This is a genomic window from Actinomadura sp. 7K534 (assembly GCF_004348575.1).
Lineage (GTDB): Bacteria > Actinomycetota > Actinomycetes > Streptosporangiales > Streptosporangiaceae > Spirillospora > Spirillospora livida.
The window spans coordinates 1-26,184 of sequence record NZ_SMKB01000095.1 but is presented as its reverse complement, the minus strand read 5'-3'; the positions used below and the strand labels follow the sequence as shown (position 1 = coordinate 26,184).

17 protein-coding genes are annotated in these 26,184 nt (G+C 73.2%); 9 read left to right on the top strand and 8 right to left on the bottom strand.

The window, feature by feature from the left end; all coding sequences use genetic code 11:
- Positions 1 to 247: 247 nt before the first annotated feature.
- From E1266_RS19625 to E1266_RS19590, 8 genes are all read right to left on the bottom strand, one after another.
- Positions 248 to 2,725 carry a GMC family oxidoreductase gene (locus E1266_RS19625; RefSeq protein ID WP_243718609.1) on the bottom strand — a complete coding sequence of 826 codons (2,478 nt, stop codon included), beginning with the start codon at positions 2,723 to 2,725 and terminating at the stop codon, positions 248 to 250.
- 1 nt (position 2,726) lies between these two features.
- Positions 2,727 to 3,821, bottom strand: a complete 1,095-nt coding sequence (locus E1266_RS19620) for an alpha/beta hydrolase (RefSeq protein WP_132049003.1) — start codon at positions 3,819 to 3,821, stop codon at positions 2,727 to 2,729.
- A 147-nt stretch (positions 3,822 to 3,968) separates the two neighbouring features.
- Positions 3,969 to 6,932, bottom strand: coding sequence for a LuxR family transcriptional regulator (locus E1266_RS19615; RefSeq protein WP_132049001.1), 2,964 nt, complete (start codon positions 6,930 to 6,932; stop codon positions 3,969 to 3,971).
- 268 nt (positions 6,933 to 7,200) lie between these two features.
- Positions 7,201 to 8,634: a rhamnulokinase family protein gene (locus E1266_RS19610; protein WP_132048999.1), complete on the bottom strand. Its 1,434-nt coding sequence runs from the start codon at positions 8,632 to 8,634 to the stop codon at positions 7,201 to 7,203.
- On the bottom strand, positions 8,627 to 9,265 hold the full coding sequence (locus E1266_RS19605; protein ID WP_132048997.1) for an LUD domain-containing protein: 639 nt from the start codon (positions 9,263 to 9,265) through the stop codon (positions 8,627 to 8,629). Before E1266_RS19605 ends, E1266_RS19610 begins: the two co-directional genes overlap by 8 nt.
- The gene (locus tag E1266_RS19600) at positions 9,262 to 10,713 is read right to left on the bottom strand and encodes a LutB/LldF family L-lactate oxidation iron-sulfur protein (protein WP_243718608.1); all 1,452 of its coding nucleotides are present in this window, start codon (positions 10,711 to 10,713) and stop codon (positions 9,262 to 9,264) included. Before E1266_RS19600 ends, E1266_RS19605 begins: the two co-directional genes overlap by 4 nt.
- The gene (locus E1266_RS19595; RefSeq protein WP_132048995.1) at positions 10,710 to 11,423 is read right to left on the bottom strand and encodes a (Fe-S)-binding protein; all 714 of its coding nucleotides are present in this window, start codon (positions 11,421 to 11,423) and stop codon (positions 10,710 to 10,712) included. Before E1266_RS19595 ends, E1266_RS19600 begins: the two co-directional genes overlap by 4 nt.
- Complete coding sequence (locus E1266_RS19590; protein WP_243718606.1) at positions 11,420 to 12,484, bottom strand: substrate-binding domain-containing protein; 1,065 nt, start codon at positions 12,482 to 12,484, stop codon at positions 11,420 to 11,422. Before E1266_RS19590 ends, E1266_RS19595 begins: the two co-directional genes overlap by 4 nt.
- A 292-nt stretch (positions 12,485 to 12,776) precedes the next feature.
- Between E1266_RS19590 and E1266_RS19585 the strand changes: the two genes are divergently transcribed.
- From E1266_RS19585 to E1266_RS19545, 9 genes are all read left to right on the top strand, one after another.
- Positions 12,777 to 14,330, top strand: coding sequence for a sugar ABC transporter ATP-binding protein (locus tag E1266_RS19585; RefSeq protein ID WP_132048993.1), 1,554 nt, complete (start codon positions 12,777 to 12,779; stop codon positions 14,328 to 14,330).
- A gap of 4 nt (positions 14,331 to 14,334) precedes the next feature.
- Positions 14,335 to 15,435 carry an ABC transporter permease gene (locus E1266_RS19580; RefSeq protein ID WP_132048991.1) on the top strand — a complete coding sequence of 367 codons (1,101 nt, stop codon included), beginning with the start codon at positions 14,335 to 14,337 and terminating at the stop codon, positions 15,433 to 15,435.
- Positions 15,432 to 16,430 (top strand): ABC transporter permease, encoded by a 999-nt coding sequence (locus tag E1266_RS19575; RefSeq protein WP_132048989.1) that lies wholly within the window; start codon positions 15,432 to 15,434, stop codon positions 16,428 to 16,430. Before E1266_RS19580 ends, E1266_RS19575 begins: the two co-directional genes overlap by 4 nt.
- Before the next feature lie 71 nt (positions 16,431 to 16,501).
- Positions 16,502 to 17,599, top strand: a complete 1,098-nt coding sequence (gene rhaS, locus E1266_RS19570; protein ID WP_132048987.1) for a rhamnose ABC transporter substrate-binding protein — start codon at positions 16,502 to 16,504, stop codon at positions 17,597 to 17,599.
- Positions 17,600 to 17,609: 10 nt separating this feature from the next.
- Positions 17,610 to 17,933: an L-rhamnose mutarotase gene (locus E1266_RS19565; RefSeq protein ID WP_132048985.1), complete on the top strand. Its 324-nt coding sequence runs from the start codon at positions 17,610 to 17,612 to the stop codon at positions 17,931 to 17,933.
- A 43-nt stretch (positions 17,934 to 17,976) separates the two neighbouring features.
- Positions 17,977 to 19,191, top strand: coding sequence for an L-rhamnose isomerase (gene rhaI, locus E1266_RS19560; protein ID WP_132048983.1), 1,215 nt, complete (start codon positions 17,977 to 17,979; stop codon positions 19,189 to 19,191).
- A 91-nt stretch (positions 19,192 to 19,282) separates the two neighbouring features.
- Entirely contained in the window at positions 19,283 to 22,525 is a 3,243-nt protein-coding gene (locus E1266_RS19555; RefSeq protein WP_132048981.1) for a family 78 glycoside hydrolase catalytic domain, read from the top strand.
- Between the two features lie 11 nt (positions 22,526 to 22,536).
- Positions 22,537 to 24,588 carry a bifunctional aldolase/short-chain dehydrogenase gene (locus E1266_RS19550; protein WP_132048979.1) on the top strand — a complete coding sequence of 684 codons (2,052 nt, stop codon included), beginning with the start codon at positions 22,537 to 22,539 and terminating at the stop codon, positions 24,586 to 24,588.
- Positions 24,589 to 24,607: 19 nt separating this feature from the next.
- Positions 24,608 to 26,053 carry an L-fucose/L-arabinose isomerase family protein gene (locus E1266_RS19545; protein WP_132048977.1) on the top strand — a complete coding sequence of 482 codons (1,446 nt, stop codon included), beginning with the start codon at positions 24,608 to 24,610 and terminating at the stop codon, positions 26,051 to 26,053.
- Positions 26,054 to 26,184 lie beyond the last annotated feature (131 nt).

The following is a 26,184-nucleotide window of genomic DNA, read 5'->3' as shown; positions in this document are numbered from 1 at the left end:
TTACCTGACCCGGGAGGCGAGGCCGATGGCGAGCCTCCCTGGGAAGATCGCGAAGCGATGCCGCGCTCGCACAGGCCAGGTCACGTAGCGAGCCGCTAGGCGAGCGAAGTGGGCCTGGACTGCAATGAACACAGCGGCCCCGGAGGCCGCGCGACCCCCCGCGCGACCTCCGGGGAAAAGGTGCAGGCCGAGAGCACCCCGCAGTTCCCTCGGCCTGCACGTCCATGGCCCCCGATTCGCCCCTCCCTCACACGAGGTCGGGGCCGTAGACCTCCCACAGCTCGCCCGCGAAGAACCTGCCGAAGCTGAGCAGCTTCTCCAGGCCGTCCGGGCCCGACGTCCGGAACGTCGTGAGCTGCCGCGCGAAGTCCGTCAGCCGGATGTTCAGCACCCCCGCCGCGACGACCTCCGCGCCGTCCTCCCCGTCCGCGCCGACGTGCCCGTCGAGCAGCCGCACGTACAGGGTGGATGTGTCCGGCCAGATCCGCGTCGGCGGGCCGTGCAGGACCGTCTTGGTCCCGCTCAGCGTCCGCCGCCGGCCCCCGCCGTCGGTGTAGTGCAGCCGGTACCGCATCAGGCGCCGGTCGTCCGGGCCGTCCTCGACGAACAGGTTGAACGTGCCCTGCTCGACGGGGCGCCGGCCGCCGTGGCCGGTCGCGTCCACCCATCCTTCGGCGCGGGCCTCGTGCGCGGGCTCGGCGATGAAGCGGTCGGTGTCGTCCGCGGTGATCGTCAGGCGGAACGACAGCGGGAGGCGGCCGTCGGCCAGCTCCCCGATCCGCGGGTCGGTCTCCCCGTAGGTGACGAACCCCTTCATCTCCTCGGTGAACGACAGCGACGTACGGCCCGCCGCCACGTCGGACGGTCCCCGCGACCCTCCGTGGCGCCCCGAGAACGAGCCGTACGCCGAGCCGTTCCCCGCCCCGTCAGGCGAGCCGGCCCCCCCGGCCGGCTCGGCCCCCGTGAGAGACGGGACGGTGTCGGCGGAGCCGCCCGCACCCCGCTGCGCGGACGCGTGCTCCAGCATCCGCGTGGCCATCCGGTCGGCATGCGCGGCGATGGTGAGCGAGGGGTTCGGGCCCACCGGCCCCGGCATCGCCGCCCCGTCGGCGATGTAGAGGCCCGGGAACCCGAACACCTCGCCGAAGGCGTCGCAGACGCCCTCGCCCGGGTGGGCGCCCATCGGGGCGCCGCCCAGGGGGTGGACGGTGATGATGCGCTTGCGGAACCACATCGGGTTGTCGGCGTACTCGGCGCCGAGGACGTCCGCGATGCGCTGCATGGTCTTGCGGACCCGGACGAACAGCTCCTCGCTGGTCTCGGCCGACCAGTCCGCGGCGAGCCTGCCGTCCCGCAGATGCAGCCGGCCGTCGGCCGCGTCGCGGCCCATGCCGAGCAGCGGCAGCGAGCTGACCGTGAGGGCCCCGTCGCCGATCAGGTCGGAGATCTCCTTGGACAGGTTGGTGTCCGGCGCGTCCCGGAACAGGTCGGTGAACCGGTCCCACAGGAACTTCACCGCGCGCTCGAAGTCGCGGCCGATGTCGAAGCCGTCGACGATCCAGTCGGTGAAGCCGGGGTAGCCGCCGTCCTGGATGTAGGCGCCGCGCCCCGCGCCGGGCACGCCGTCCAGCTCGTCGGGCAGCCGGATCGCGGTGGTGATGACCGGGCCGCGGCTGGCGTTCAGCGGGCGGACCCGGTTGCGGTCCCTGGCCCGCAGCAGGAACGTCAGCAGGTCGCCGTTGCCGCTGAACCGCGTGCCGAGCGCGTCGCCGAGGCCGGGGAACGCGGCCCGCGACTTCAGCAGCAGGAACGTGGTGCCGTAGGTGCCGGCGCCGAGGACCAGCCGGTCGCAGCGGATCGTCCGGACGGGCGGGCGGCTCTTCTTCGCGGTCAGATCGGCGTGGTGGACGTAGTCGACCTCGTACCCGCCGCCGGGCCGCGGCCGCAGCGCCTTCACCTCGTGGGACGTGCGGATGTCGGCGCCGTGGTGCGCCGCCGCCGACAGGTAGGTGTGGTCGAGGCTGTTCTTGGCGCCGTCGTTGCAGCCGATGTCGCACTCGCCGCACAGCCGGCACGTCCGCCGCGGGACGCCGTGGATGTTGCCGTACCCGGCGTCGGCGATGGGCAGCCCGAGGGCGGGGGCGCCGCCCGCCTGGGAGGCGAAGCTGACCGCCAGCGGCGGCAGCGTGCACTGGAGGCCGAGCTCCGCCGCGGCGTCCTGCATCGCGTGCGCCTTCGGGGTGTCGTCGTACGGCACCCGGTCCAGCGGGTACGGCGTCGCGCCCAGCATCTTCTCGACGGCGTCGTAGTGCGGGTCGAGGTCGGCGCGCGAGATCGGCCACGGCTCGTATCCGCCGCCGCCCGGCAGGGGCCGGTCGTGCACGAACCAGTTCTCGTCCTTGCGCAGCAGCACGTTGGCGTAGATGAGGGAGCCGCCGCCGAGCCCGGAGGACACGACCGAGTCGCAGCCCTTGAAGCTCCACACGTCGAACATCCCGTACAGCCCGGCGTCGGGGTCCCAGAAGGCCCGTCCCATCTGGGCGGGCGAGCGCGGGAAGGCGCCCGGGGGGTAGGGCTGCCCGCGCTCCAGCAGCACGACCTGCCGCCCGGCCTGCGCCGCCCGGTACGCGGCCACCGAGCCGCCGAAGCCGGAGCCGACGACGAGGGTGTCCACGTGCTCGATGTCCCTGTGCTCGATGTCCCTGTGCCCGGTGCCGTGTCCCACGTCAGCCCGCCTTCCGCTTCAGGAAGTCGAGGACCTGCGGGAACACCTCGGTGTCGGCGTTCGCGCCCATGAACGGGTCCTGGTGGCCGTAGCCGGGCAGGACCGCCAGCTCGTGCAGGCCGGGCGCGGCCGATTCGAGCAGCCGGTGGCAGACGATGTTGGAGTCGGTGAACACGTGGTTGCGGTCTCCGGTGAGGAACAGGATCGGCGTGGTGACCGCCTCGGCGCCCGCCAGGTAGTCGGCGGGCAGGTCCGCGTGGGCGGGGTCGCGCCGGTCGTACTTCACGGCCCGGCCGGCCTTCACCATGGCGTGGACGTGCCGGTAGTAGTGGACGTTGCAGGCCCCGAACAGGTCGGGGAGGCGGCCGTGCGTGACCGGCGACATCTTGTCGTGCGAGAAGATCGGCTTTCCGCCGCCCCACATGAAGCTGAGCATGTGGCACGCGGGCTCGTCGCACGAGCGGTGGAACGGCGCGACGGCCTTGGCGAGCATCCAGCCGCGGGTCAGCACGGGGGCGTCGCCGAAGCGCGGGTCGATCTGGCACGGTCCGAGGACGTACTCCATCAGCACCGGCCCGTACCGCAGCTTGAGCTTCGACCAGGCCGGGGTCCGCGGCGTCAGCGAGACGCTGTTGCAGGTCAGGCTGGTGATGCCGGTGACGGTCCCGGCGAACAGCGCCATCGAGAACGACACCGAGCCGAGGCAGTGCGCGATGACGTGCACCCGCCTGTCCCCGATGTGGCGGCGCAGCTCGTCCAGCGCCGCCGGGTGGTCGTGGAGCGCGATGTCGTCGAGGTCGTGGCGGTGGGTCTCGCTGTTGTAGGGGAACCGCCCGCTCATCCGGAAGTCCAGCGTCCACACGTCGCCGAACCCGGCGTCGTGCAGGAAGTTCACCAGGTTGGCGTGCTCCGGCATGATGTACATGTCGCTGGACGTCGTCAGGCCGTGCACCAGCAGGACCACGTCGTCGGAGGCGGCGCGGCGGAAGCGGGTCAGGTTCAGGGTGAGCCCGTCGGCGGTGACGAACGGATGGTCGGACACCTCGGCGTCGGCGACGCCCGCGCGGGTGAAGCGCGCGATCCGCTGCTCGTCCATCTCGATCCCCTCCGCATCTGACGCCATAACCTTGCCAAACACGCACATCGGCGCGGCATCGTGGAGAACCCGTACTTACGTGCGTGATCGGACCCGCCGTACCTACGGGACCGACGTGAACTAAGAGTCGAGATCAGCCTGTGTGGTTCACTCTGGGCGGTTCATGGCGGTCGCGACCCCGACCCGGGACGTGACGCCGATCTTCGCGAACACCCGGGACAGGTGGGTCTCCACCGTCCGGACGCTGAGGAACAGCCGCTCGGCGATCTGCTGGTTGCTGCAGCCCTCCACCACGAGGAGGGCGATCTCGTGCTCGCGCGGCGACAGCCCGAACGGCAGCTTCTCCCTGCCCCCGGCGGCGGAGGCGGCCCGGCCGGGCGCCGGGACGCGGACGCCGAGGCGGCGCTGCTCGCGGACGGCCTGCGCGTGCAGCCCCCGCATCCCGCACGCCTCGAACGTGTCCGCCGCCGCGCGCACCCGCTCGCGGGCCGCCGCGCGGTCGCCGGCGGCCGCGTGCGCGAGGCCCGCGGCCAGTTCGGCGCGGCCGGCCTCGGGGCGGCGGCCGGCCTTGGTCAGCAGGTCGGCGGCCTCGGCGGCCAGCGCCGCCGCGCCCGCGGGGTCGGCGGCGCGGACGGCGTGCGCGCGGGTGAGCCGGGCCAGGCCCACGTCGCCGGTCAGCGCCGGGTTGGCGATCGCCTCGGCGATGTCGGCCCATTGCGCGGCGTCGGCCTGGTCGCCCTGCGCCGCGCGCACGGACGCGAGCGTCTCGGCGCAGATCACCAGGGTGCTGAAGTCCAGGCCCTGGGTGCCGTCGCCGCACGCGGCGACCAGCGCCTCGGCGCCCTCGTCGGGCCGCCCGGCGCCGATGATGGCCAGGGCGCGGGCGACGTGCGCCATGTGCGTCCACCACTCGCCCGAGCCGGTGTCGTTGGCGACCGCCTCGTCCCCGGCCTGCAGCGCCCGGTCGTGGTCGCCCATCCAGGACGCGGTCAGGCACTGCTGGATCAGCCCGTAGGCCAGGACCTCCTGGGAGCGCAGGTCGCGGCCGACGGCGGTGGCCTCGTCGGCGACCGCGGCGGCCTCCGCCATCCGGCCCTGCAGGGCCAGCACCCGCGACTGCCCGGCCAGCATGTAGCCCAGGATGAACGTCTGGCCCGTCGTGCGGGTGATCGACACCAGCCTTTCGGCGTGCCGCAGCGCGCTGTCGTACATGCCGAGGAACGACTCGGCGAACACCAGCCAGGCGAAGCAGTCCAGGCAGTCGGCGAAGTCGTTGTCGGACGCGGCGGAGAACAGCTGGTCGGCCCGCTGCGCGTAGCGGATGGCCTCCTCGACCTCGCCGCGCCCGTAGGCCACCATCGGCCGCATCGACGCCACGGCCGCGCGCAGTCCCGGGCCCCACTCGGGGGCGCTCTCGGGGATGCTGTCCAGGACGGCGTGCGAGCCGCGGGTGTCGATCCGCTGGATCCGGTCGGCGACCAGGCGGATCCGCAGCAGCACCGCCTCGGGGGTCTGCCGGTCGGTGATGCGGCGCAGCTCGTCCAGTACCAGCGCCCGCGCCTCGTGGATCCGGCCGAGCTGGCGCTCCATCACCGCGCACAGGTGCACCGTCCGGGCGCGCCGGACGGTGTCCTCGGCCGGCAGCAGCCCCAGCAATGTGCGGGCGGTCTCGCGGCCCTGCTCGGCGTGCCCGCTGACGGCCTGGACGTGCGCGAGCTCGACCAGCAGCTCGATCCGGTCGGGGTGCGCGCCGCCGGCACCCGCCTCGGCGGTGCCGGGCATCAGCTCCAGCGCCGCCTCCAGCCAGTACGCGGCGGTGGCGGGCGCCTGGAGCGCGACGACCCGGGCGGCCTCCACCAGCGTCCCGATCGCCTCCCGGTCGCCGAACCGCGCCGACCGCACCACGTGGTGGGCGCGGACGGACGCCGGCGCGCCCAGCTCGGCCAGCCGCGCCGCCACCCGCGAGTGCGCGGCGAGCCGCCAGCCCGCCGCCGTCGATGCGTAGGCGACGTGCCGCACCAGCGGGTGCCGGAACCGGAACCGCCCGCCGGCGGTGGGGCGCACCACGTCATGGCCGGTCAGCACGTCCAGCGCGGCCAGCGCGGCGTCCTGCTCCATCTCCGCGGCGACCGCGGCGAGCGCGGGCTCGAACACGTCCGCGGCCACCGCCGCGCCCCGCGCCATGAGCAGCGCCTCGGGCGGCAGCGCGCTCAGCTCCACCTGCAGGGCGGCCCGCACCGCGGGCGGCACCTCGGTCAGGCTCGCGACGCCGTCCTCCCAGCCGTGCGGCTCCGCGCCGCCCCGGCCGGCCGGGACGGTCCCGTCGCCCATCTTGGACAGGGCCTCCAGGTAGAACGGGTTGCCGCCGCTGGCCTTGAACAGCGACTCGCACCGCGACCTGCTCACGCCCGGCCCGAGGAACTCGGCCACCTCGCTCTGGGTGAGCGGATCGGCGGTGATCCGCACGCCCTGCGGCCCGGCCGCGTCCACGAGCGCCGCCAGCCGCGGCGTCGCCTGCGCGGGCCGGTAGGCGACCGCCACCAGCACCCGGGCGCGCGGCGGATGGCGGACCAGGTGGTCCAGCAGCTCGATCGTCGCGTCGTCGGCCCAGTGCAGGTCGTCCAGGATCAGCACCAGCCCGTCCGGCTCGGCGAGGTCCTCCAGCAGGTGGCGGACGGTGCGGTGCAGCTGGTACCGGGCCACCTGCGAGTCGGGGGAGGCCGCGCCGCCGGCGAGCTGGGCCGGGTCGGCGGGGTCGGACAGCGCGGGGAAGACCGTCCCGAGCAGTCGCAGCGCGTTCGGAGGCAGGGCCGGGGCCTGCTCCTCCAGGCGGTAGTCGAGTGCGTCGACCACGGCGCCGAACGGCATCTCCTGCTCGAACTCGGCGGCGCGGCCCGCGACGAACGGCAGCTTGCGCGCGTTCGCGGCGTCCGCGAGCTCGTTCAGCAGCCGTGTCTTGCCCGCGCCGGGCTCGCCGACCAGCGCCAGGAAGCCGTAGCCCCGCTCGGCGGCCTCGAGGACGCGGCCGATCTCCTGCAGCGCCTTCCGCCGCCCGACCAGCGGCGTGTTGCCGGGGGCGTCCCCGGCATCGCGGGCCGCACGACCCTGCATGTCCACACCCCAACAGCGACAGGCGGCCGATACGCCGTGATCATGGTTACGTTGCGGTTCCTGAGAATTGGCGTGATTCACCTTATCGGGTGGAACGTCAATAAGGTGGGGCAACGCCGCAGCCAGCGCGTCGTCCCACCGACCGGCCTCCTTCGCGAGCTTCCTCTCACGGCCATCAACGTCCACTGCTATGAACCGTTGCGGGACGCCCCGTGTCAACCTCGGGAGGGTAAACCGTCTCGTCGTCGTGACATCGCGCTTCCCGTCGTCACGGTTCCAGGCCGAGGTGGGTCGCCGCCGCCGCCCACGCGGACTCGCCGCCGGACGGCTCCCAGCGGCGCAGCGGCTGGGTCGCGGCCACGAGGGCGCGGGACTCGGCCAGGCCGCCGAGCACGCCGTGCGCGCGGGCCTGGGTCAGGACGTTGCCGAGCGCGGTGGCCTCCACCGGCCCGGCGACGACCGGCAGGCCGCAGGCGTCGGCGGTCAGCCGGCACAGCAGGTCGTTCCGGCTGCCCCCGCCGACCAGGTGCACCACGTCGATCTCCCGCCCGGACAGGCGGGCCGCCTGCCGGAGTGTGGCGCGGTGCGCGAGGGCGAGGCTGTCCAGGACGCAGCGGACGGTCTCGGCGCGCGTCGCCGGCTCGGGGAAGCCGCGGCGGCGGCAGTGCGCGGCGATGCGCGCGGGCATGTCGCCGGGCGGCAGGAACTCCGGGTCGTCGGGGTCCACGAGGCGGCGCAGTCCCGGGACGCGCGCCGCCTCGGCGAGGAGGGCGGGCAGGTCGGGGCCGCCCCAGGCCCGCAGGCACTCCTGCAGAAGCCACAGGCCCATCACGTTGCGCAGGTAGCGGACGGTTCCGTCGATGCCGCCCTCGTTGGTGAAGTTGGCCTCGCGGCTCGCCTCGGTCAGGACGGGGGCGTCCAGCTCCACGCCGACGAGCGACCAGGTGCCGCAGGAGATGTAGCCGAACCGCCCGGTGGTGGTGGGGACGGCGGCGACGGCGGACGCGGTGTCGTGGGAGCCGACGGCGGCGACCCGCAGGCCGGCGTGGCCGGTCTCGGCCGCCACGTCCGCGCGGACGGTGCCGATCGTCTCGCCCGGGTTCCGGAGGGGCGGCAGGAGCCCGGCCGGGAGGTCGAGCTTCGCCAGGAGGTCGCGCGACCACGTGCCGTCGCGGACGTCCAGCAGGCCGGTCGTGGACGCGTTGGTCCGCTCGGCGCCGATCTCGCCCGTGAGCCAGTAGGCGAGGAGATCGGGGATCAGCAGGAGCGTGGCCGCCCGGGACAGGTCGTCCGCCGCCAGCTGGTAGATGGTGTTGAACGGGAGGAACTGCAGGCCCGACGTCCGGTAGAGGAGGTCGTCCCCGAGTTCGGCGCGGACGCGCTCCATCACGCCGTCGGTGCGCGAGTCCCGGTAGTGGACGGGGTTGCCGATCAGGCGGCCCGCACCGTCCAGCAGCCCGTAGTCGACGGCCCACGAGTCGACGCCCACCGAGGCCAGGCCGGGCGGGGCGGCGCGCAGGCCGTCCAGGACGTTGCCGTAGAGCCCGAGGATGTCCCAGTGCAGGGTGCCGCCGACCCGGACGGGACGGTTGGCGAAGCGGTGGAGCTCGGTCAGCTCCAGGGAGCCGGGCCGGACGCGCCCGGCCATGACGCGCCCGCTGGATGCCCCCAGATCGACGGCCGCGAAGGTCGCTTCACTCATGGACGACCAGTACCTCCAAGGTGCGGGGGCCGTGCACGCCCTCCACCCGGGACAGTTCGATGTCGCTCGTCGCCGACGGGCCGGACACGAACGTCAGCGGGCGGCGCGGGTCGAGCAGGCCGAGCGCCTCGGGCACGTCCGGCGCGACCTGGCCGGCCAGGACGACGATCAGGTGGTAGTCGGGGACGAGCGACAGCGCGCGGGGCCCCTGCGCGGCGCCGTGGTCGAGGACGATCGTGCCGGTCTCGGCGATCGCGGCGGCGCAGCCGGTGACCGCGCCCGCCAGCCCGTCGAGGGACGCGGTGGAGAAGTCGCGGACGAGCGGCGCGTCCGTCGCGGACGTCCACTCCGGCGGCAGGTCCGAGGGAACGCCGTACGCGCCGGGACGGGCCGCCAGCCGATCTGCGAGCACCGGGGCCACCTCCGCGGCGGACACCCGCAGGACCGTGGCCCGGTAGTCGGCGACCCGCTCGGCGAACAGGCCGAGGACGCCTTCCCCGTGGTGGCCGCCCTCGTGGTGGCGGCGCAGGTAGCCGCGGTCGATCCGGTCGTAGGCGGCGGCGACCTCGGCGGGCGGCCGGGAGGGCACGATCCCGTCGATCCGGCGGAGGATCTCCTCGCGCGCGTTCACCGCCCGCCCTCCTTCCTGCCGCCGTCCGTACGGGCCCACCAGGCGCGGAACGACTCCGGCGGCGGCGCGGGCGCGTCCCGCGTCTCGGTCCACGCGCGCAGCGGCCCGGGCAGCCGCCGGATCCGGCCGCCGCGCGCCACGGCGCGGCGGGACGCGGACGCCGCGCGCTGCGCGAGCCCGAGCCGGGTGGGGGAGCGCAGCGTCCACCCGGCCGCCGTCATCGCCACCCGTTCGAGGGGGTGGCGGGGGCCCTGCTCGACGGCGCGGGTCCGCAGGTGGACGAGCACCTCCGGGATGTCGATCGCGACCGGGCACGCGTCGAAGCACGCCCCGCACAGCGACGACGCGTAGGGCAGCGAGGCGTCCACGTCCGACCCGATGCCGCGGATCTGCGGCGACAGGATCGCGCCGATCGGCCCCGGGTACGGCGACCCGTAGGCGTGGCCGCCCGCGCGGCGGTAGACCGGGCACACGTTCAGGCACGCCGAGCAGCGGATGCAGCGCAGTGCCTGCCGGCCCACCTCGTCGGCCAGCGTGGCGGTGCGGCCGTTGTCCAGCAGGACGAGGTGGAAGTCGCGCGGGCCGTCGCCGGGGGAGACGCCCGCCCAGGTGGAGGTGTAGGGGTTCATCCGCTCGGCCGTGGACGAGCGGGGCAGCAGTTGGAGGAACACCTCCAGGTCCCGCCAGCTCGGGACGATCTTCTCCACGCCCATCACCGAGATCAGCGTCTCGGGGAGCGTCAGGCACATCCGCCCGTTGCCCTCCGACTCCAGCACGACGAGCGTCCCGGTGTCGGCGACGGCGAAGTTCACGCCCGACACGGCGACCTTCGCCGAGAGGAACTTGGCGCGCAGGTGCCGGCGGGCGGCCTCGGCCAGCTCGGCGGGGGAGTCGGTCAGCCCCTCGGGCGCGTCGTCCATCGCGCGCAGGAAGATGTCGCGGATGTCGGCCCGGTTGCGGTGGATGGCCGGGACGAGGATGTGCGACGGGCGGTCCTCCCCGAGCTGCACGATCAGCTCGGCGAGGTCGGTCTCGTAGGCGGTGACGCCCTCGTCGGCCAGGAACTCGTTCAGGCCGATCTCCTGCGTCGCCATCGACTTGACCTTGACGACCTCGGCCTCCCCGGTCGCCTTCACCAGATCCGCGACGATGCGATTGGCCTCTCCCGCGTCGCGGGCCCAGTGCACCGTCCCGCCCGCCTCGGTGACCCGCTCCTCCAGCAGGCGCAGGTAGTGCCCGAGGTTCTCCAGGACGTGGTCCTTGATCTGCTTGCCCGCCTCGCGCAGCGCCTGCCAGTCGTCCAGTTCGGCGACCGCCGCCGCGCGCCGCTCCCGGATCGTGGTGGTCGCGTGGGCGAGGTTGCCGCGCAGCCGCGGGTCGGCCACCGCGCCGCGCGCCGCCTCGGGGAAGGACGGCATCCCGAGGTATGTCGGCATCGCTTCGCTCATGAGGGCTCCTCCTCCGTGGAGGCGAGGATCTCGGCGAGGTGGACCGTCCGCACCCTGGCGCGGGTGCGGGTGAGCGCGCCGCCGATGTGCATCAGGCACGAGTTGTCGGCGGCGCAGAGCGCCCGCGCCCCGGTGGCCCGGACGGCGGCGACCTTGTCCGCGCACATCGCGGCCGACACCTCGGAGTTCTTCAGCGCGAACGTCCCGCCGAACCCGCAGCACTCGTCCGCGTCGGGCAGATCGGCCAGGTCGATGCCGCGGACCTCCCGCAGCAGCCGCAGCGGGCGGTCGCCGACGCGCAGCATCCGCAGCGAGTGGCACGTCGGGTGGTAGGCGACGCGGTGCGGGAAGTAGGCGCCGACGTCGGTGACGCCCAGCACGTCCACGAGGAACTCCGACAGCTCGTGCACGCGGGACGCGACGCCGGCCGTCCGCGGCGCGAGCCTCGGGTGCCAGTCGCGGACCATCGCGGCGCACGACGCGGACGGGGTCACGACGGCGTCGTACGGCTCGAACGTCTCCGCGAACCCCTTCACGAGGGGGAGGGCCTGCCGCCGGTACCCGGTGTTGAGGTGCATCTGCCCGCAGCACGTCTGCCCGGCCGGGAACTCGACGTCGTGGCCGAGCCGCCGCAGCAGCCGCACCATCGCCTTGCCGGTCTCCGGGTACAGGGTGTCGTTCACGCAGGTGAGGAACAGTGCGACCTTCATGGGCTCCCTCCCGCGGCGGGACGGCTGGACTCGCGCACCACGAGCTCGGGCTGGAACATGACCTGCTGGTGGGCATGCCCGCCCGAGTCGTCGCACTCCTCCAGCAGCAGCTCGGTCGCGATCCGCCCGAGCTGGTAGGTGGGCTGCCGCACCGAGCTCAGCGGGACCGCGGCCGCCGCGGAGAACTCGATGTCGTCGTACCCGATCAGCGCGATGTCGGCCGGGACCTTCAGCCCGGCCTGCAGCAGCACCCGCAGCACGCCGAGCGCGAGCAGGTCGTTCGCGCAGAAGATCGCGTCGGGCAGCGGCGGGCCGGCCTCCAGCAGCCGCCGCGCCGCCTCCTGCCCGGACCGGGCGTTCATCGCGCCGACCGTGATCTCGCGCATCGCCTCGCGGCCGAGCCCGGCGGCGCGCAGCGCCCGCAGCGCGCCCCTGCGGCGGTCCGCGCACTGCCGCAGGACGCTCGGGCCGGTGACGAACGCCAGCGTGCGGGCGCCGCCGTCGAGCAGCTCGCCGACCGCGAGCTCGCCGCCCGCGACGTCGTCGACGGCGACCGAGCACTGGTTGGTGCGGGGCGTCGGGTGGTCGAGCAGCACCACCGGGACGCCCCGGTCCTGAAGCCGGACCGCGGCCTCGCCGTCGTCGCCGACCGGGGTCAGCAGGACGCCGCGGACCCGCTGCTCGGCGAACACCCGCAGGTTGCGCTGCTCCCGCTCGTCCGACTCGCCGGAGGACGACAGGATCACCGCGTAGCCGCGCTCGCTGGCGGTGTCCTCGACGCCGCGGGCGACGTCGGTGAAGAACGGGTTGGCGAGGTCGAGGACCATCAGCCCGATCGTGCTGCTGTGCCCGGCGCGCAGCGTGGACGCCGAGCCGTTGCGGACGAAGCCGAGATCGCGGATGGCGCGCTCGACGCGGATCCGGGTGGCCTCGGCGACCCGTTCGGGGCGGTTGAGCACGTTGGACACGGTGCCCGGCGAGACGCCGGCGTGCGCCGCGACCTGCTTGATGCCGACCGTCCTGCTCAGCGGCTCGGGACGTCCGGTCGCCTCTGTGCTCACTCCGTGTGCCCCCGGTCCGTTCGATGTGCCGCTCACTCTGGCCACCGAATTAAAACGTGTCAAGCCCACCTTCGGCGCGCCGGGATGCGGTTTCCGGCCGCGTCGCACGGCGGCGATCGATCTTGAAAATCACGCAGCCCTTGCGTAACCGGGGCTGCGGCGGGTTCGGGCCGCACTTTCCGGACACCGCCCCCTTGACGGCCGCGCGGCCGGTCTCTAGCGTCCTCGGCAACATCTGGTTAAAACGTTTTTCATCCGTACGGCACAGACGTGCCCCGCGAGGAGGGTCGCGATGGGTGCACCCGGCCGGTCGGCGCCGCCGACATTGGCACTGGTCAACGTGAGCAAGTCGTTCGGCGCCGTGCGCGCTCTGCAGGAAGTCGCCCTGGAGCTGCACGCGGGCGAGGTGCACGCGCTGGCCGGGGAGAACGGCGCGGGCAAGTCCACCGTCGTAAAAACGTTCGCAGGCGTGCACCGCCCGGACGCGGGCGAGGTCCGGGTGGACGGCGAGCCGGTGACGTTCCACGGCCCCGCCGACGCGCAGGCCGCCGGGGTCGCCGTCATCTACCAGGAGCCCACCCTGTTCCCCGACCTGTCGGTCGCCGAGAACATCTTCATGGGCCGCCAGCCCCGCACCCGCGCCCCCCTCCCGGGGCTCGCCCGCATCGACCGCCGCGCCATGCACGCCGCGACGGCGGAGCTGTTCCGCCGGCTCGGCGTCGCGCTGGACCCGCAGCAGCCCGCCCGCGGCCTGTCGATCGCCGACCAGCAGGTCGTCGAGATCGCCAAGGCCATCTCCCGGGACGCGCGGGTCCTGATCATGGACGAGCCCACCGCCGCGCTCACCGGCCAGGAGGTCGACCGGCTGTTCGCGGTGACCCGCACCCTCGCCGAGGCGGGCTGCGCCGTCCTGTTCATCTCGCACCGGCTGGAGGAGATCTTCAGCCTGTGCCACCGGGTCACCACGCTGCGCGACGGCGCCTACGTCGCCACCGACCGCACCGCGGACCTCACCCCGGACGACCTCGTCCGCCGGATGGTCGGCCGCGACCTCGACGCGCTGTACCCCAAGCAGGACGTGGCGCCGGGCGAGGTCGCGCTGAAGGTGTCCCGGCTGACCCGCGAGGGCGCCTTCACCGACGTCTCCTTCGAGGTCCGCCGCGGCGAGATCGTCGCGCTGGCCGGGCTGGTCGGCGCGGGCCGCAGCGAGGTCGCCCGCGCGGTCTTCGGCGTGGACCGCTGGGACGCCGGGTCCGTGGAGGTCACCGGCCGGCCGCTGCCGCCCGGCAGCCCGACCGCCGCGATGGCCGCGGGGCTCGCGCTCGTCCCCGAGGACCGCCGTCAGCAGGGCCTGGTCATGGACATGTCCATCGAGCGCAACATGGGCCTCACCCAGCTGCGCGCGCTGCGCCGCGAGACCGGCCGCGCCGGCCTCATCTCCCGGAAGGTGGAGCGGAGCCGCGCCGCCGACTGGGGGCTGCGGCTCCAGCTCAAGTACTCGCGGCTCACCGACGCCGTCGGCGTCCTGTCGGGCGGCAACCAGCAGAAGGTCGTGCTCGCCAAGTGGCTGGCGACCGAGCCGGACGTGCTGATCGTGGACGAGCCGACCCGCGGCATCGACGTCGGCACCAAGGCCGAGGTGCACCGGCTGCTGTCGGAGCTGGCCGCGCGGGACATCGCGGTGCTGATGATCTCGTCCGACATGCCGGAGGTGCTCGGCATGGCCGACCGCGTCCTCGTCATGCACGAGGGCCGGCTGACCGCCGAGATCCCGCGCGCCGAGGCGACCGAGGAGAGCGTGCTGGCCGCCGCGACCGGCCGCGCCGGGACCGGAAGGGCGGCCTGAGCCGATGACCCTACTCACCCAGTCTCCGGCCCGGCCGGGATCGGGCGGCGCCGGCGGGGGCGGGCGCCGCCTGGTCGAACTCGTACTGCGCGCCCGCGAGCTGAGCATCCTCGGCGCGCTGGTCGTGCTCGTCGTCGGCACCACGATCGCGAACCCGCGCTTCCTGTCCGGGCAGGGCGTGACGGACATCTTCCTCAACGCCTCGATCCTGGTGCTGCTCGCCGTCGGGCAGAGCGTGGTCGTCGTCACTCGCAACATCGACCTGTCGGTCGGGTCCGTCGTCGGGCTCGTCGCGTTCACCACCGGGAAGTTCGCCTCCGGCGGGGACCGGAACGTCGTCCTGGTGCTGGTGATCGGCGTCCTCATCGGGCTGACCTGCGGGCTGGTGAACGGTTTGCTGGTCAGCTTCTGCCGGGTGCCGTCCCTGGTGGTCACCCTCGGCACGCTGTACGTGATCCAGGGGCTCGACTACCGCATCGCCCAGGGCGACCAGATCAGCGCGTCCGAGCTTCCCGCGTCGGTCCTCAGCCTCGGCAACGACGGCGTCCTCGGCATCCCGTACCTGCCGATCATCACCGTGGCCGTGATGCTGGCCGTGGGCTACTACCTGCGCTCCTACTCGTCCGGGCGCGAGTTCTACGCCATCGGCTCCAGCCCGGAGGCCGCGATGCTCGCCGGCGTGCCGATCCGCCGCCGCGTCCTCACCGCGTACCTGGTCAGCGGCGCCCTCGCGGGCCTCGCCGGGGTGCTGTGGCTCGCCCGGTTCGGCACCGTCGTCGCGGACGCCGCGCACGGCTGGGAGCTGACGGTCGTCGCCGCGGTCGTGGTCGGCGGCGTCGCCATCACCGGCGGCGTCGGCACCGTGTACGGGGCGGCGCTCGGCGCGCTGCTGCTCACCACCATCGGCAGCGTGCTGGTGGTGCTCAAGGTCAACTCGTTCTGGCAGGAGGCGATCACCGGCGTCCTCCTGCTGCTGGCCATCAGCGTCGACCGGCTGCTGGCGCTCCGCGTCACCCGGGCGCTGAAACAGCGGTCGCTGGAGTCGGCCGTCCACCATGACGTCCCCCGCGACGTCCCCGCGGAGGAAGGGAGGGACCGGGCATGAGCCGGCTGGGACACCTGGTGCGGTGGGAGACCGCCATCACCGTGCTGCTGGTCGCGGTGTTCTTCGGCGGCGCCGGATTCTCGCCCGACTTCGCGAGCAACGGCAACCTGTCGTTCGCGCTGCTCGACCTCAGCGAGATCGCGCTGATCGCGCTGCCGATGACGCTGCTGGTCGTGTGCGGGCAGGTCGACCTGTCGGTGGCCTCCGTCCTCGGCCTGTGCAGCGCCCTGACCGGCAGGATGTGGGACGGCGGGATGGCGATCGAGACGATCATCCCGATCGTCCTGGCCGTCGGGCTCGCCTGCGGGCTGGTCAACGGGCTGCTCGTCACCAGGCTGGGGCTGCCGTCCCTCGCCGTCACGATCGGCACCATGACCCTCTACCGGGGCCTCGCGTACGTGACGCTCGGCACCGGCGCCATCTCCGAGTTCCCGGTCACCTACACCGACCTCGCGACCTCGACGATCCCCGGGACCCCGATCCCGTACCCGATCGCGCTGTTCGCGCTGCTCGCCGTCGTGACCGGCGTCGTCCTGCACGCCACCGGCATCGGCCGGTCGCTGTTCGCGATCGGCGCGCAGGAGGACGCCGCGTACTTCGCCGGCATCCGCGTCAAGCGCGCCAAGCTGCTCCTGTTCGCGGTCTCCGGGCTGGTCGCCGGATTCGCGGGCATCGTCTACACGCTCCGCTACGGCAGTGCCCGCGCCGACAACGGCCTCGGGCTGGAACTGGCCGTCATCGCGGCGGTCCTGCTCGGCGGCGTCGACTTCGAGGGCGGCAAGGGGACCCTCGGCGGAGTCATCGCCGCGGTGCTGCTGATCGGCCTGCTCCGCAACCTGCTGATGCTCAACGACGTCTCCAACGAGGTCCAGTCGATCGTCACCGGCCTGCTCCTCATCATCAGCGTCCTCACGCCGCGGCTGATCGCCGTGGCGCGGGAGACCCGCGGCAGGCGGCGGGGCGCGAGACCCGCGGCGCCCGCCGCCGTGCCCTGACCGGCCCGGCCGCCCGCGGCCCGGACCCCCACCCACCCCGAAAGCAAGACCCGGATTCGAAAGGCACCCAGATGACCATTCGTTCGCGCGCCCCGAGACGGCCGCTGGCCCGGCTCACGGCCACGGCGGCGGCGGGCGTCCTGGCCCTCGGCCTGGCCGCCTGCGGCGGAACCACCAAGGACTCCTCGTCCGCCTCCGGGGAGGGCAGGTCGGGAGGGAACGCCTCGGCGGACCCGAACGCGCCGATGAAGAAGGACCTGAAGATCGCGTTCCTGCCGAAGCAGGTCAACAACCCCTACTCCACGATCGTCGACAACGCCGGCATCGCGGCGGCCGAGGAGTTCGGCGCGGAGGCCAAGGAGGTCGGCCCGTCCGACGCCTCGGCGTCCTCGCAGGTCTCCTACATCAACACGCTCATCCAGCAGCAGCACGACGCGATCCTCATCGCCGCCAACGACGCGAACGCGGTGTGCGGGCCGCTCAAGCAGGCGATGTCCAAGGACATCAAGATCGTCGCCTACGACTCCGACACCAGCCCCGAGTGCCGGGACGTGTTCATCAACCAGGCGTCGTCGGAGGACATCGGCCGCAGCCAGGTCAAGCTGCTCGCCGACCAGATCGGCGCCGAGGGCGAGATCGCGATCCTGTCCGCGACCGCGAACGCCACGAACCAGAACACGTGGATCAAGTTCATGCAGGACGAGCTGAAGAAGCCCGAGTACTCGAAGATGAAGCTCGTCAAGGTCGCGTACGGCGACGACGACGACCAGAAGTCGTTCCAGCAGACGCAGGGCCTGCTGCAGGCGTACCCGAACCTCAAGGGCATCATCTCGCCGACCACCGTGGGCATCGCCGCCGCGGCCCGCTACATCTCCGGCTCCGGGTACAAGGGCAAGGTCGCGCTGACCGGCCTCGGCACGCCGAACCAGATGCGCAAGTTCATCAAGGACGGCACGGTCGACAAGTTCGCGCTGTGGGACCCGGCGAACCTCGGCTACCTCGCCGGGTACGCGGCGGGCGCGCTGGCCTCCGGCCAGATCACCGGCGCGGAGGGCCAGAAGTTCAAGGCCGGCAAGCTCGGCGAGCGCACCATCGGCGCCAACGGCGAGATCATCCTCGGCCCGCCGACGGTCTTCGAGAAGAAGAACATCGACGACTACGACTTCTGACGGGCGAGCGATGGAGAGGAAGCGCGTCTGCTTCCTGCTGAAGGTCAGGCAGGACCGCCTGGAGGAGTACAAGCTGCGCCACCAGGCGGTCTGGCCCGACATGCGGGACGCCCTGCGCGATTCGGGCTGGCACAACTACTCGCTGTTCCTGCGCGAGGACGGCCTCCTCGTCGGCTACCTGGAGACCGACGACTTCGAGGCCGCGCAGGAGCGGATGGCCCGCACCGAGGTCAACGCGCGGTGGCAGGCCGAGATGGCGCCGTACTTCGAGGACCTCGACGGCCGCCCCGACGAGGGGATGCGGCCGCTCCCCGAGGTCTTCCACCTGGACTGACCCTCCCGGGGCCGGCCCCGGAGAGCATCTGAAAGAGGTAACTGTGAACGACACCAGTGCGGTGAAGGACGCCCTGCGCCGCCAGCAGATCGAGACTCCCTCGTGGGCGTACGGGAACTCGGGGACCCGGTTCAAGGTCTTCGCCCAGCGGGGCGTGCCGCGCACCCCGCAGGAGAAGATCGACGACGCCGCGCAGGTGCACCGCTTCACGGGCGTCGCGCCCAAGGTGGCCGTGCACATCCCGTGGGACAGGGTGGACGACTACGCCGCGCTGGCCGCCTACGCCGAGGAGCGGGGGGTGCGGATCGGCGCCGTCAACACCAACGTCTTCCAGGACGACGACTACATGCTCGGCAGCGTCACCAACCCCGACCCCGCCGTCCGCCGCAAGGCCCTCGACCACCTGCTCGAAGCCGTCGACATCATGGACCTGACCGGTTCCCGCGACCTGAAGCTCTGGTTCTCCGACGGCACCAACTACCCGGGGCAGGACGACATCCGCGCCCGCCAGGACCGGATGGCCGAGGCCCTGGCCGCCGTCTACGAGCGGCTCGGCGACGACCAGCGGTTCCTGCTGGAGTACAAGCTGTTCGAGCCCGCGTTCTACATGACGGACGTGCCGGACTGGGGCGCCTCCTACGCGCACTGCGTGAAACTCGGCCCGAAGGCGCAGGTCGTCGTGGACACCGGGCACCACGCCCCCGGCACCAACATCGAGTTCATCGTCGCGTTCCTGCTGCGCGAGGGGAAGCTCGGCGGGTTCGACTTCAACTCCCGCTTCTACGCCGACGACGACCTGATGGTCGGCGCCGCCGACCCGTTCCAGCTGTTCCGGATCATGTACGAGGTGGTCCGCGGCGGCGGGTACGACGCCTACACCGGTGGGGGGCCGCCCCCCCACGCCCCCCGGCAAGAGCATGGGGAGACCGGGGTCGCGTTCATGCTCGACCAGTGCCACAACGTCGAGCCGAAGATCCAGGGCCAGATCCGCTCGGTGATGAACGTCCAGGAGGCCACCGCGAAGGCGCTGCTCGTGGACCGGGAGGCGCTGTCGGCCGCGCAGGCGTCCGGTGACGTGCTGGAGGCCAACGGGGTGTTCATGGACGCCTACAACACCGACGTCCGCCCGCTGCTCGCGGAACTGCGCGAGGAGATGGGCCTGCACCCCGACCCGGTCGCCGCCTACAAGGCGTCCGGCTACTTCGAGCGCGTCGCCGAGGAGCGCAAGGACGGGCAGGCCGCCGGCTGGGGCGCCTGACCCCCGGTCCTGACCGAGATCGCGGCCGGACCGTGCCGCTGAGGAGCACGCCGCCGACGAGGAGCACGCCGCCGAAGAGGAGACCCTGAGGATGCCCCCGACCTCGAAACACCGCTGGACCGCCGCCGCCGTATCCGCCGGCCTCGTCCTATCCCTCGCCTCTCCCGCGCACGCGCGGGAGACGGCCGGGCTGCGGATCGCCGGACTGGAGACCGAACACGCCGCCACCCCGATCGCCGTCTCCGACCCGAAGCCCCGTCTCGGCTGGCTGCTGACCTCGAAGGAGCGCGGCCAGCGGCAGACCGCCTACCGCGTCTCCGTCGCGACCGCCGACGGGGACCGGACGGTCTGGGACTCGGGACCGGTGTCGGGAACCCGCACTTACGACATCCGCTACGGCGGGCCGGCGCTCGAGCCGGCCACCCGCTACACCTGGCGGGTCAAGGTCGCCGACGCCGAAGGCGACTGGACGCGCTGGAGCAAGGAGACCTGGTTCGAGACCGCGCTCGCCGGGGACGGCTGGCGCGGCTCGTGGATCGGTGCTCCCGGCGACGCCGCGTCGACCCCCGACCTCGCCGGCACCAACTGGATCTGGTATCCCGAGGGAGACCCGGCGGCCGACGCGCCCGCCGCGACGCGCTACTTCCGCGGGACGTTCGACCTGGCGTCGGTTCCCGACGGTGCCCGCCTGGTCATGACCGCCGACGACGGCTTCACCGCCTGGGTGAACGGAGCCGAGGCCGGGGGACGTGACGCCGACCCGGCGCGGGAGAACTGGAAGCGGCCCCTCGTGGTCGACGTGACCTCGAAGCTCCGCGCGGGCCGCAACGTCATCGCCGTCGAGGCCGCCAACGGCAGGCCGAGCCCCGCCGGACTCCTCGGGCGGCTGGAACTGCCCGGTCAGGAGCCCGGGCGGTTCGACACCGGTGCGGACTGGCGGTCGGCGAACGAGGAGCCGTCCGGCGACTGGCGGGCCGCCGGCTTCGACGACGCCGGCTGGGCGAAGGCGAAGGTGCTGACGGCCTGGGGCGGTGCCCCTTGGGGCGAGGTGAGGCCGGAGAAGCCCACCCTTCCGGAACCGCTGCTGCGCCGCGCATTCACCGTCCCCGGCAAGGAGGTCGCCAAGGCGCGGCTGTACGCGGCGGCGGCGGGCTACGTCGAGCTGTCCGTGAACGGCAGGCGCGTTGGGGACGAGGTCCTGCAACCCGGCTTCGTCCGCTACGACAAGCGCGTCCAGTACGTCACTCGCGACGTGACCCGGATGTTGCGGCGCGGGGACAATGTGATCGGGGCGCGGCTCGGCCGCGGCTTCTACGGCATGACCCAGCAGAACACGTGGAAGTGGCACGACACCCCCTGGACGGCCGAGCCCCGGCTCCTGGCGCAGCTCGTCGTCACCTACCGCGACGGCAGCACCTCGACCGTCGCGACCGACGGCCGCTGGCGGTACGCCGAGGGGCCGGTGCGCTACGACTCCCTCTACGGCGGCGAGACCTATGACGCCCGAGAAGAGAAGCCCGGCTGGGACCGCCCCGGCTTCGACGCCGCCGCCTGGAAGCAGGCCGCGACCATGGAGGCCCCGGCGGCCGCGATCGTGCCCGAGGAACACGAGCCGATAAGGGTCACCCGGACCCTCCGCCCCGTCGCGGTCACCAACCCCAAGCCGGGCGTCCACGTCTTCAAGATGCCGCACAACACCGCCGGCTGGGCCCGCCTCCGCGTCCGCGGCCCCGAGGGTACGAAGATCAGCCTCAAGTACGGTGAGCGGCTCCACTCCGACGGCACCGTCCAGGCGGGCAACGGGCTGGTCACCGGACGCTTCCAGACCGACGAGTACATCCTGGCCGGACGCGGCGGGACCGAGACCTGGGAGGCCCGCTACAGCTACAAGGGCTTCCAGTACGTCGAGGTGACCGGCTGGCCGGGCGAGCCGCCCACCGTGCACGACCTCGACGGCCGCGAGGTGCACAGCGACCTGCGCTCCACAGGCGAGTTCCGCAGTTCCAACCCGCTGTTCAACACGGTCGAGAAGATCACCCGGCAGAGCGTGCTCAACAACTGGCACGGCATCCCCACCGACACCCCGATGTACGAGAAGAACGGCTGGACGGGCGACGCCCAGCTCATGGCCGAGATGGAGATGGACCGGTACGACCTGCGCCGCCTGTTCACCAAGTGGATGACCGACCACCGCGACAGCCAGGGCCCCGGCGGGATCGTCCCGGGGATCGTCCCCGACAACGGCTGGGGTCTCGGCTACTACGGCCAGGCGCCGCCGTGGCACGCCTCGCTCACCGAGATCCCCTGGCAGATGTACCTGCGGTACGGGGACCGGGACGCGCTGTCCGCGAACTACCCCGCGATGATCGCCTACCTCGACGGCTGGCTCGGCCGCGCGGACGGTGAGGGGCTGTACCCGAGCAGCCTCAACGACTACCTGGCACCCGGGTACGGCGGCAACACCCCCGAGGACGCGCGCCTGCACGGCACCGCCTACACGTACTCGAACACGCTCGTCGTCGCGAACGTGGCGGAGGTCCTCGGCCGTGCGGACGACGCCGGCCGCTACCGGGCCACCGCCGCCCGGATCAAGGACGCGTTCAACGAGGCGTTCCTGCGCGGGGACGCCTACGTCACCTCGACCGACCCCGGGTACCGGCAGACCTCCGCGCTGATCGCGCTCGCCCTCGGCCTGGTGCCGCAGGAGTCGCAGAAGGCCGTCACCGACCGGTTGGTCCGCGACGTGGAGGAGCGCGGCGACCACCTCAACACCGGCGTGCTCGGCACCAAGTACCTGCTGACCGAGCTGACCGCACGCGGCCACGGCGACCTCGCCTACCGGGTCGCCGACCAGCGCACCTACCCGAGCTGGGGCTACCTGGTCGACAACGGCGCCACCACGCTGTGGGAGCGCTGGGACCTGGACGCCCGGTCCCGCGGCCACGTGTTCCTCGGCGGCGCCATCGGCGAGTGGTACACCGAGGATCTCGCCGGGATCGAGCCCGCCGCGCCCGGCTACGAGCGCATCAGGGTCGCACCGCAGCCGCTGGGCGACCTGACCTCGGTGGACGCGTCGACCCCCACCCCGCACGGCCCGGTCTCGGTCCGCTGGACGCGCTCGGGATCCGGGTTCGCCCTCCACCTGACCGTCCCGGTCGGCGCCACCGCCGAGATCGAACTGCCCGCCGCGGCCGTCGAACGCGTGACCGAGGGCGGGCGGGCCGTGACCTCCGCCGAGGGCGTGCGCGTCACCGGTACCGGAGAGGGCGCCAACGGGGACGTCGTCCGGCTGGAGGCCGCCTCCGGTACCTACCGATTCCACGCACGCACGTGAGGAGACCATCCATGACCGCCACTCCACCCGAGGTGGAGCAGCTGCTGGAACGGGCCAACACCCTGGGCTCGGACCCGCGCAACACCAACTACGCGGGCGGCAACGCCTCGGCCAAGGGCACCATCACCGATCCCGTGACGGCCCGCGACGTCGAGCTGATGTGGGTGAAGGGCTCCGGCGGCGACCTCGGCACCCTCACCGAGCAGGGCCTGGCCGTCCTGCGCCTCGACCGGATGCGCGCCCTCGCGGACGTGTACCCGGGGGTCGAGCACGAGGACGAGATGGTCGCCGCGTTCGACTACTGCCTGCACGGCAAGGGCGGCGCGGCGCCGTCGATCGACACCGCGATGCACGGCCTGGTCGACGCCGCGCACGTCGACCACCTGCACCCCGACTCCGGCATCGCGATCGCGACGGCGGCGGACGGGGAGGAGCTCACCCGGCGGATCTTCGGCGACCGGGTCGCGTGGGTGCCGTGGCGGCGGCCCGGGTTCCAGCTCGGCCTGGACATCGCCGCGATCAAGCGGGCGAACCCGCAGGCCGTCGGCGTCATCCTCGGCGGGCACGGCATCACCGCCTGGGGCGGCACCAGCGAGGAGTGCAAGGCCAACTCCCTCGACATCATCCGCACCGCCGAGGCGTACATCGCCGAGCACGGGAAAACCGACCCGTTCGGCGAGGTCGTCCACCGGACGCCGCCGGAGGAGGAGCGCCGCGCCCGCGCCGCCGCGCTGTTCCCGCTGCTGCGCGGCCTGGCGTCCACCGACCGGCCGCAGGTCGGCCACTTCACCGACGGCGCGGCCGTCCTCGACTTCGTCGCCCGCGCCGAGCACCCCCGGCTCGCCGCGCTCGGCACGTCCTGCCCGGACCACTTCCTGCGCACCAAGGTCCGCCCGATGGTGCTGGACCTGCCGCCGGACGCGCCGCTCGACGACGTCCGGGCCCGCCTCCGCGAACTCCACGCCGCCTACCGCGAGGAGTACGCGGCCTACTACGACCGGCACGCCGCCCCGGACTCGCCGCCGATGCGCGGCGCGGACCCGGCGATCGTCCTCGTGCCCGGCGTCGGCATGTTCTCCTTCGGCGCGAACAAGCAGACCGCCCGGGTCGCCGGCGAGTTCTACGTCAACGCGATCAACGTGATGCGCGGCGCGGAGGCGCTGTCGTCCTACGCGCCGATCGACGAGGCGGAGAAGTTCCGCATCGAGTACTGGGAGCTGGAGGAGGCGAAGCTCCGCCGGATGCCGAAGCCGAAGCCGCTGGCCACGCGGGTCGCGCTGGTCACCGGCGGCGGCTCGGGCATCGGCGCCGCCACCGCCCGCCGCCTGGCCGCCGAGGGCGCCTGCGTCGTGGTCGCCGACCGCGACGCCGCGGCCGCCGCGAAGGTCGCCGCCGAGATCGGCGCCGGTGCCCTGCGCGCCTCGGACGCCGCCGTCGCCGCGGGCGCCGACGTCACGTCCGAAGACGAGATCGCCGCCGCCGTCCGCGACGCGGTCCTCGCCTTCGGCGGCGTCGACCTCGTCGTCAACAACGCCGGGCTGTCGATCTCGAAGCCGCTGCTGGAGACGACCGCCGCCGACTGGGACCTCCAGCACGACGTCATGGCGCGCGGTTCGTTCCTCGTCTCCCGTGAGACCGCCCGCGTCATGATCGAGCAGGGGACGGGCGGCGACATCGTCTACATCTCGTCCAAGAACGGGGTGTTCGCGGGACCGAACAACGTCGCCTACGGCGCCGCCAAGGCCGACCAGGCCCACCAGGTGCGGCTGCTGGCCGCCGAGCTGGGCGAGCACGGCATCCGCGTCAACGGCGTCAACCCCGACGGGGTCGTGCGGGGCTCCGGGATCTTCGCCGGCGGCTGGGGCGCCGAGCGCGCCGCCGTCTACGGCGTCGAGGAGGAGCGCCTCGGCGAGTTCTACGCGCAGCGGACGCTGCTCAAGCGCGAGGTGCTGCCCGAGCACGTCGCCGCCGCCGTCTTCGCCCTCACCGGCGGGGACCTGACCCACACCACCGGCCTGCACATCCCCGTGGACGCGGGGGTCGCCGCGGCGTTCCTGCGCTGACGGGACCGACAGGAGGATCATGACGGACAACGCACCGCAGCCCGTGACGACGCCGTCCCGGAGCGGGCCGCCGGTCAAGGTCGGCCTCGTGGCCGGCGGGCTGGGCGCCTACTGGCCGCAGTTCCCCGACCTGCTCCCGCAGCTCAGGCGGTCCGCCGAGCGGGTCTCGGAGCGGATGCGCGGGCTCGGCGCCGAGGTCGTCGACGCCGGGTTCATCTCCGACGCGCAGGAGGGCGCCGCGGCCGCCGAGAAGCTCCGCGCCGCCGGCTGCGACATCATCGTCGGCTTCCTCACCACCTACATGACCGCGTCGATGCTGGTGCCGGTCGCGCAGCGGGCGGACGCCCCGGTCCTGCTGATCAACCTGCAGCCGACCGAGTCGATGGACCACGAATCGTTCGACACCGGGCAGTGGCTCGCCTACTGCGGCGCCTGCCCGCTGCCCGAGATGGCCAACGCGTTCGAGCGGCACGGCGTCCCGTTCCGCTCGGTGTCGGGGTACCTGGAGGACGAGCGAGCCTGGGCGAGGATCGGGCGCTGGGTGCGGGCCGCCGGGGTCCGGGCCGCGCTGCGCCGGGGCCGGCACGGCCTGATGGGCCACCTGTACCCGGGCATGCTGGACGTCGCCACCGACCTCTCGCTCGTCAGCGCCAACTTCGGCGGGCACGTGGAGGTGCTGGAGTTCGACGACCTGCGCGTCCGGGTGGAGAAGGTCACCGACGCCGAGGCCGCCGCGAAGAAGGCCGAGGCGGAGGAGATCTTCGAGCTGGACCCGTCCGTCAACGACGAGGACCTGGCCTGGGCGGCCCGCGTCGCGACCGGCCTCGACCGGCTCGTGGCGGACTTCGAGCTGGACAGCCTCGCCTACTACCACCGCGGCCTGGACGGCGAGATCCACGAGCGGCTCGGCGCCGGGATGATCCTCGGCGCGTCGCTGCTCACCGCCCGCGGGGTGCCCGCGGCCGGCGAGTACGAGCTGCGCACGGCGCTCGCCATGCTGATCGCCGACCGGCTCGGGGCGGGCGGCTCCTTCACCGAGCTGCAGGCGCTGGACTTCCGCCGCGGCCACGTCGAGATGGGCCACGACGGGCCCGCCCACCTGGCGATCAGCGCCCGCCGCCCGCTGCTGCGCGGCCTCGGCGTCTACCACGGCAAGCGCGGCTACGGCGTGTCCGTCGAGTTCGACGTCAAGCACGGCCCCGTCACCGCGTTCGGCATCATCCAGCGCCGCGACGGCCGGTTCGCGTTCGCCGCGTCCGAGGGCGAGACCGTGGACGGCCCGCTGCTGCGGATCGGCAACACCACCTCCCGCGTCGACTTCGGCTGCGACCCGGGCGAGTGGACCGACGCGTGGAGCGCCACCGGGATCTCCCACCACTGGGCCCTCGGCACCGGCCACCGCGTCGCCGACCTGAAGGCCCTCGCCGACCTGATGGAGATGGAGATGGTCGAGGTGAGCCCCTGACCCGCCCCGCTCAGCGGGCGCGGTAGTACAGGTGGTGACACCGACACCCTCGGTCCCGCGACCCCGGAGTTCTAACGGAAAGTAGTTGAACGTAACGTTCCGTGCATGGGGGAGGAACGGGGGAGCTGGGC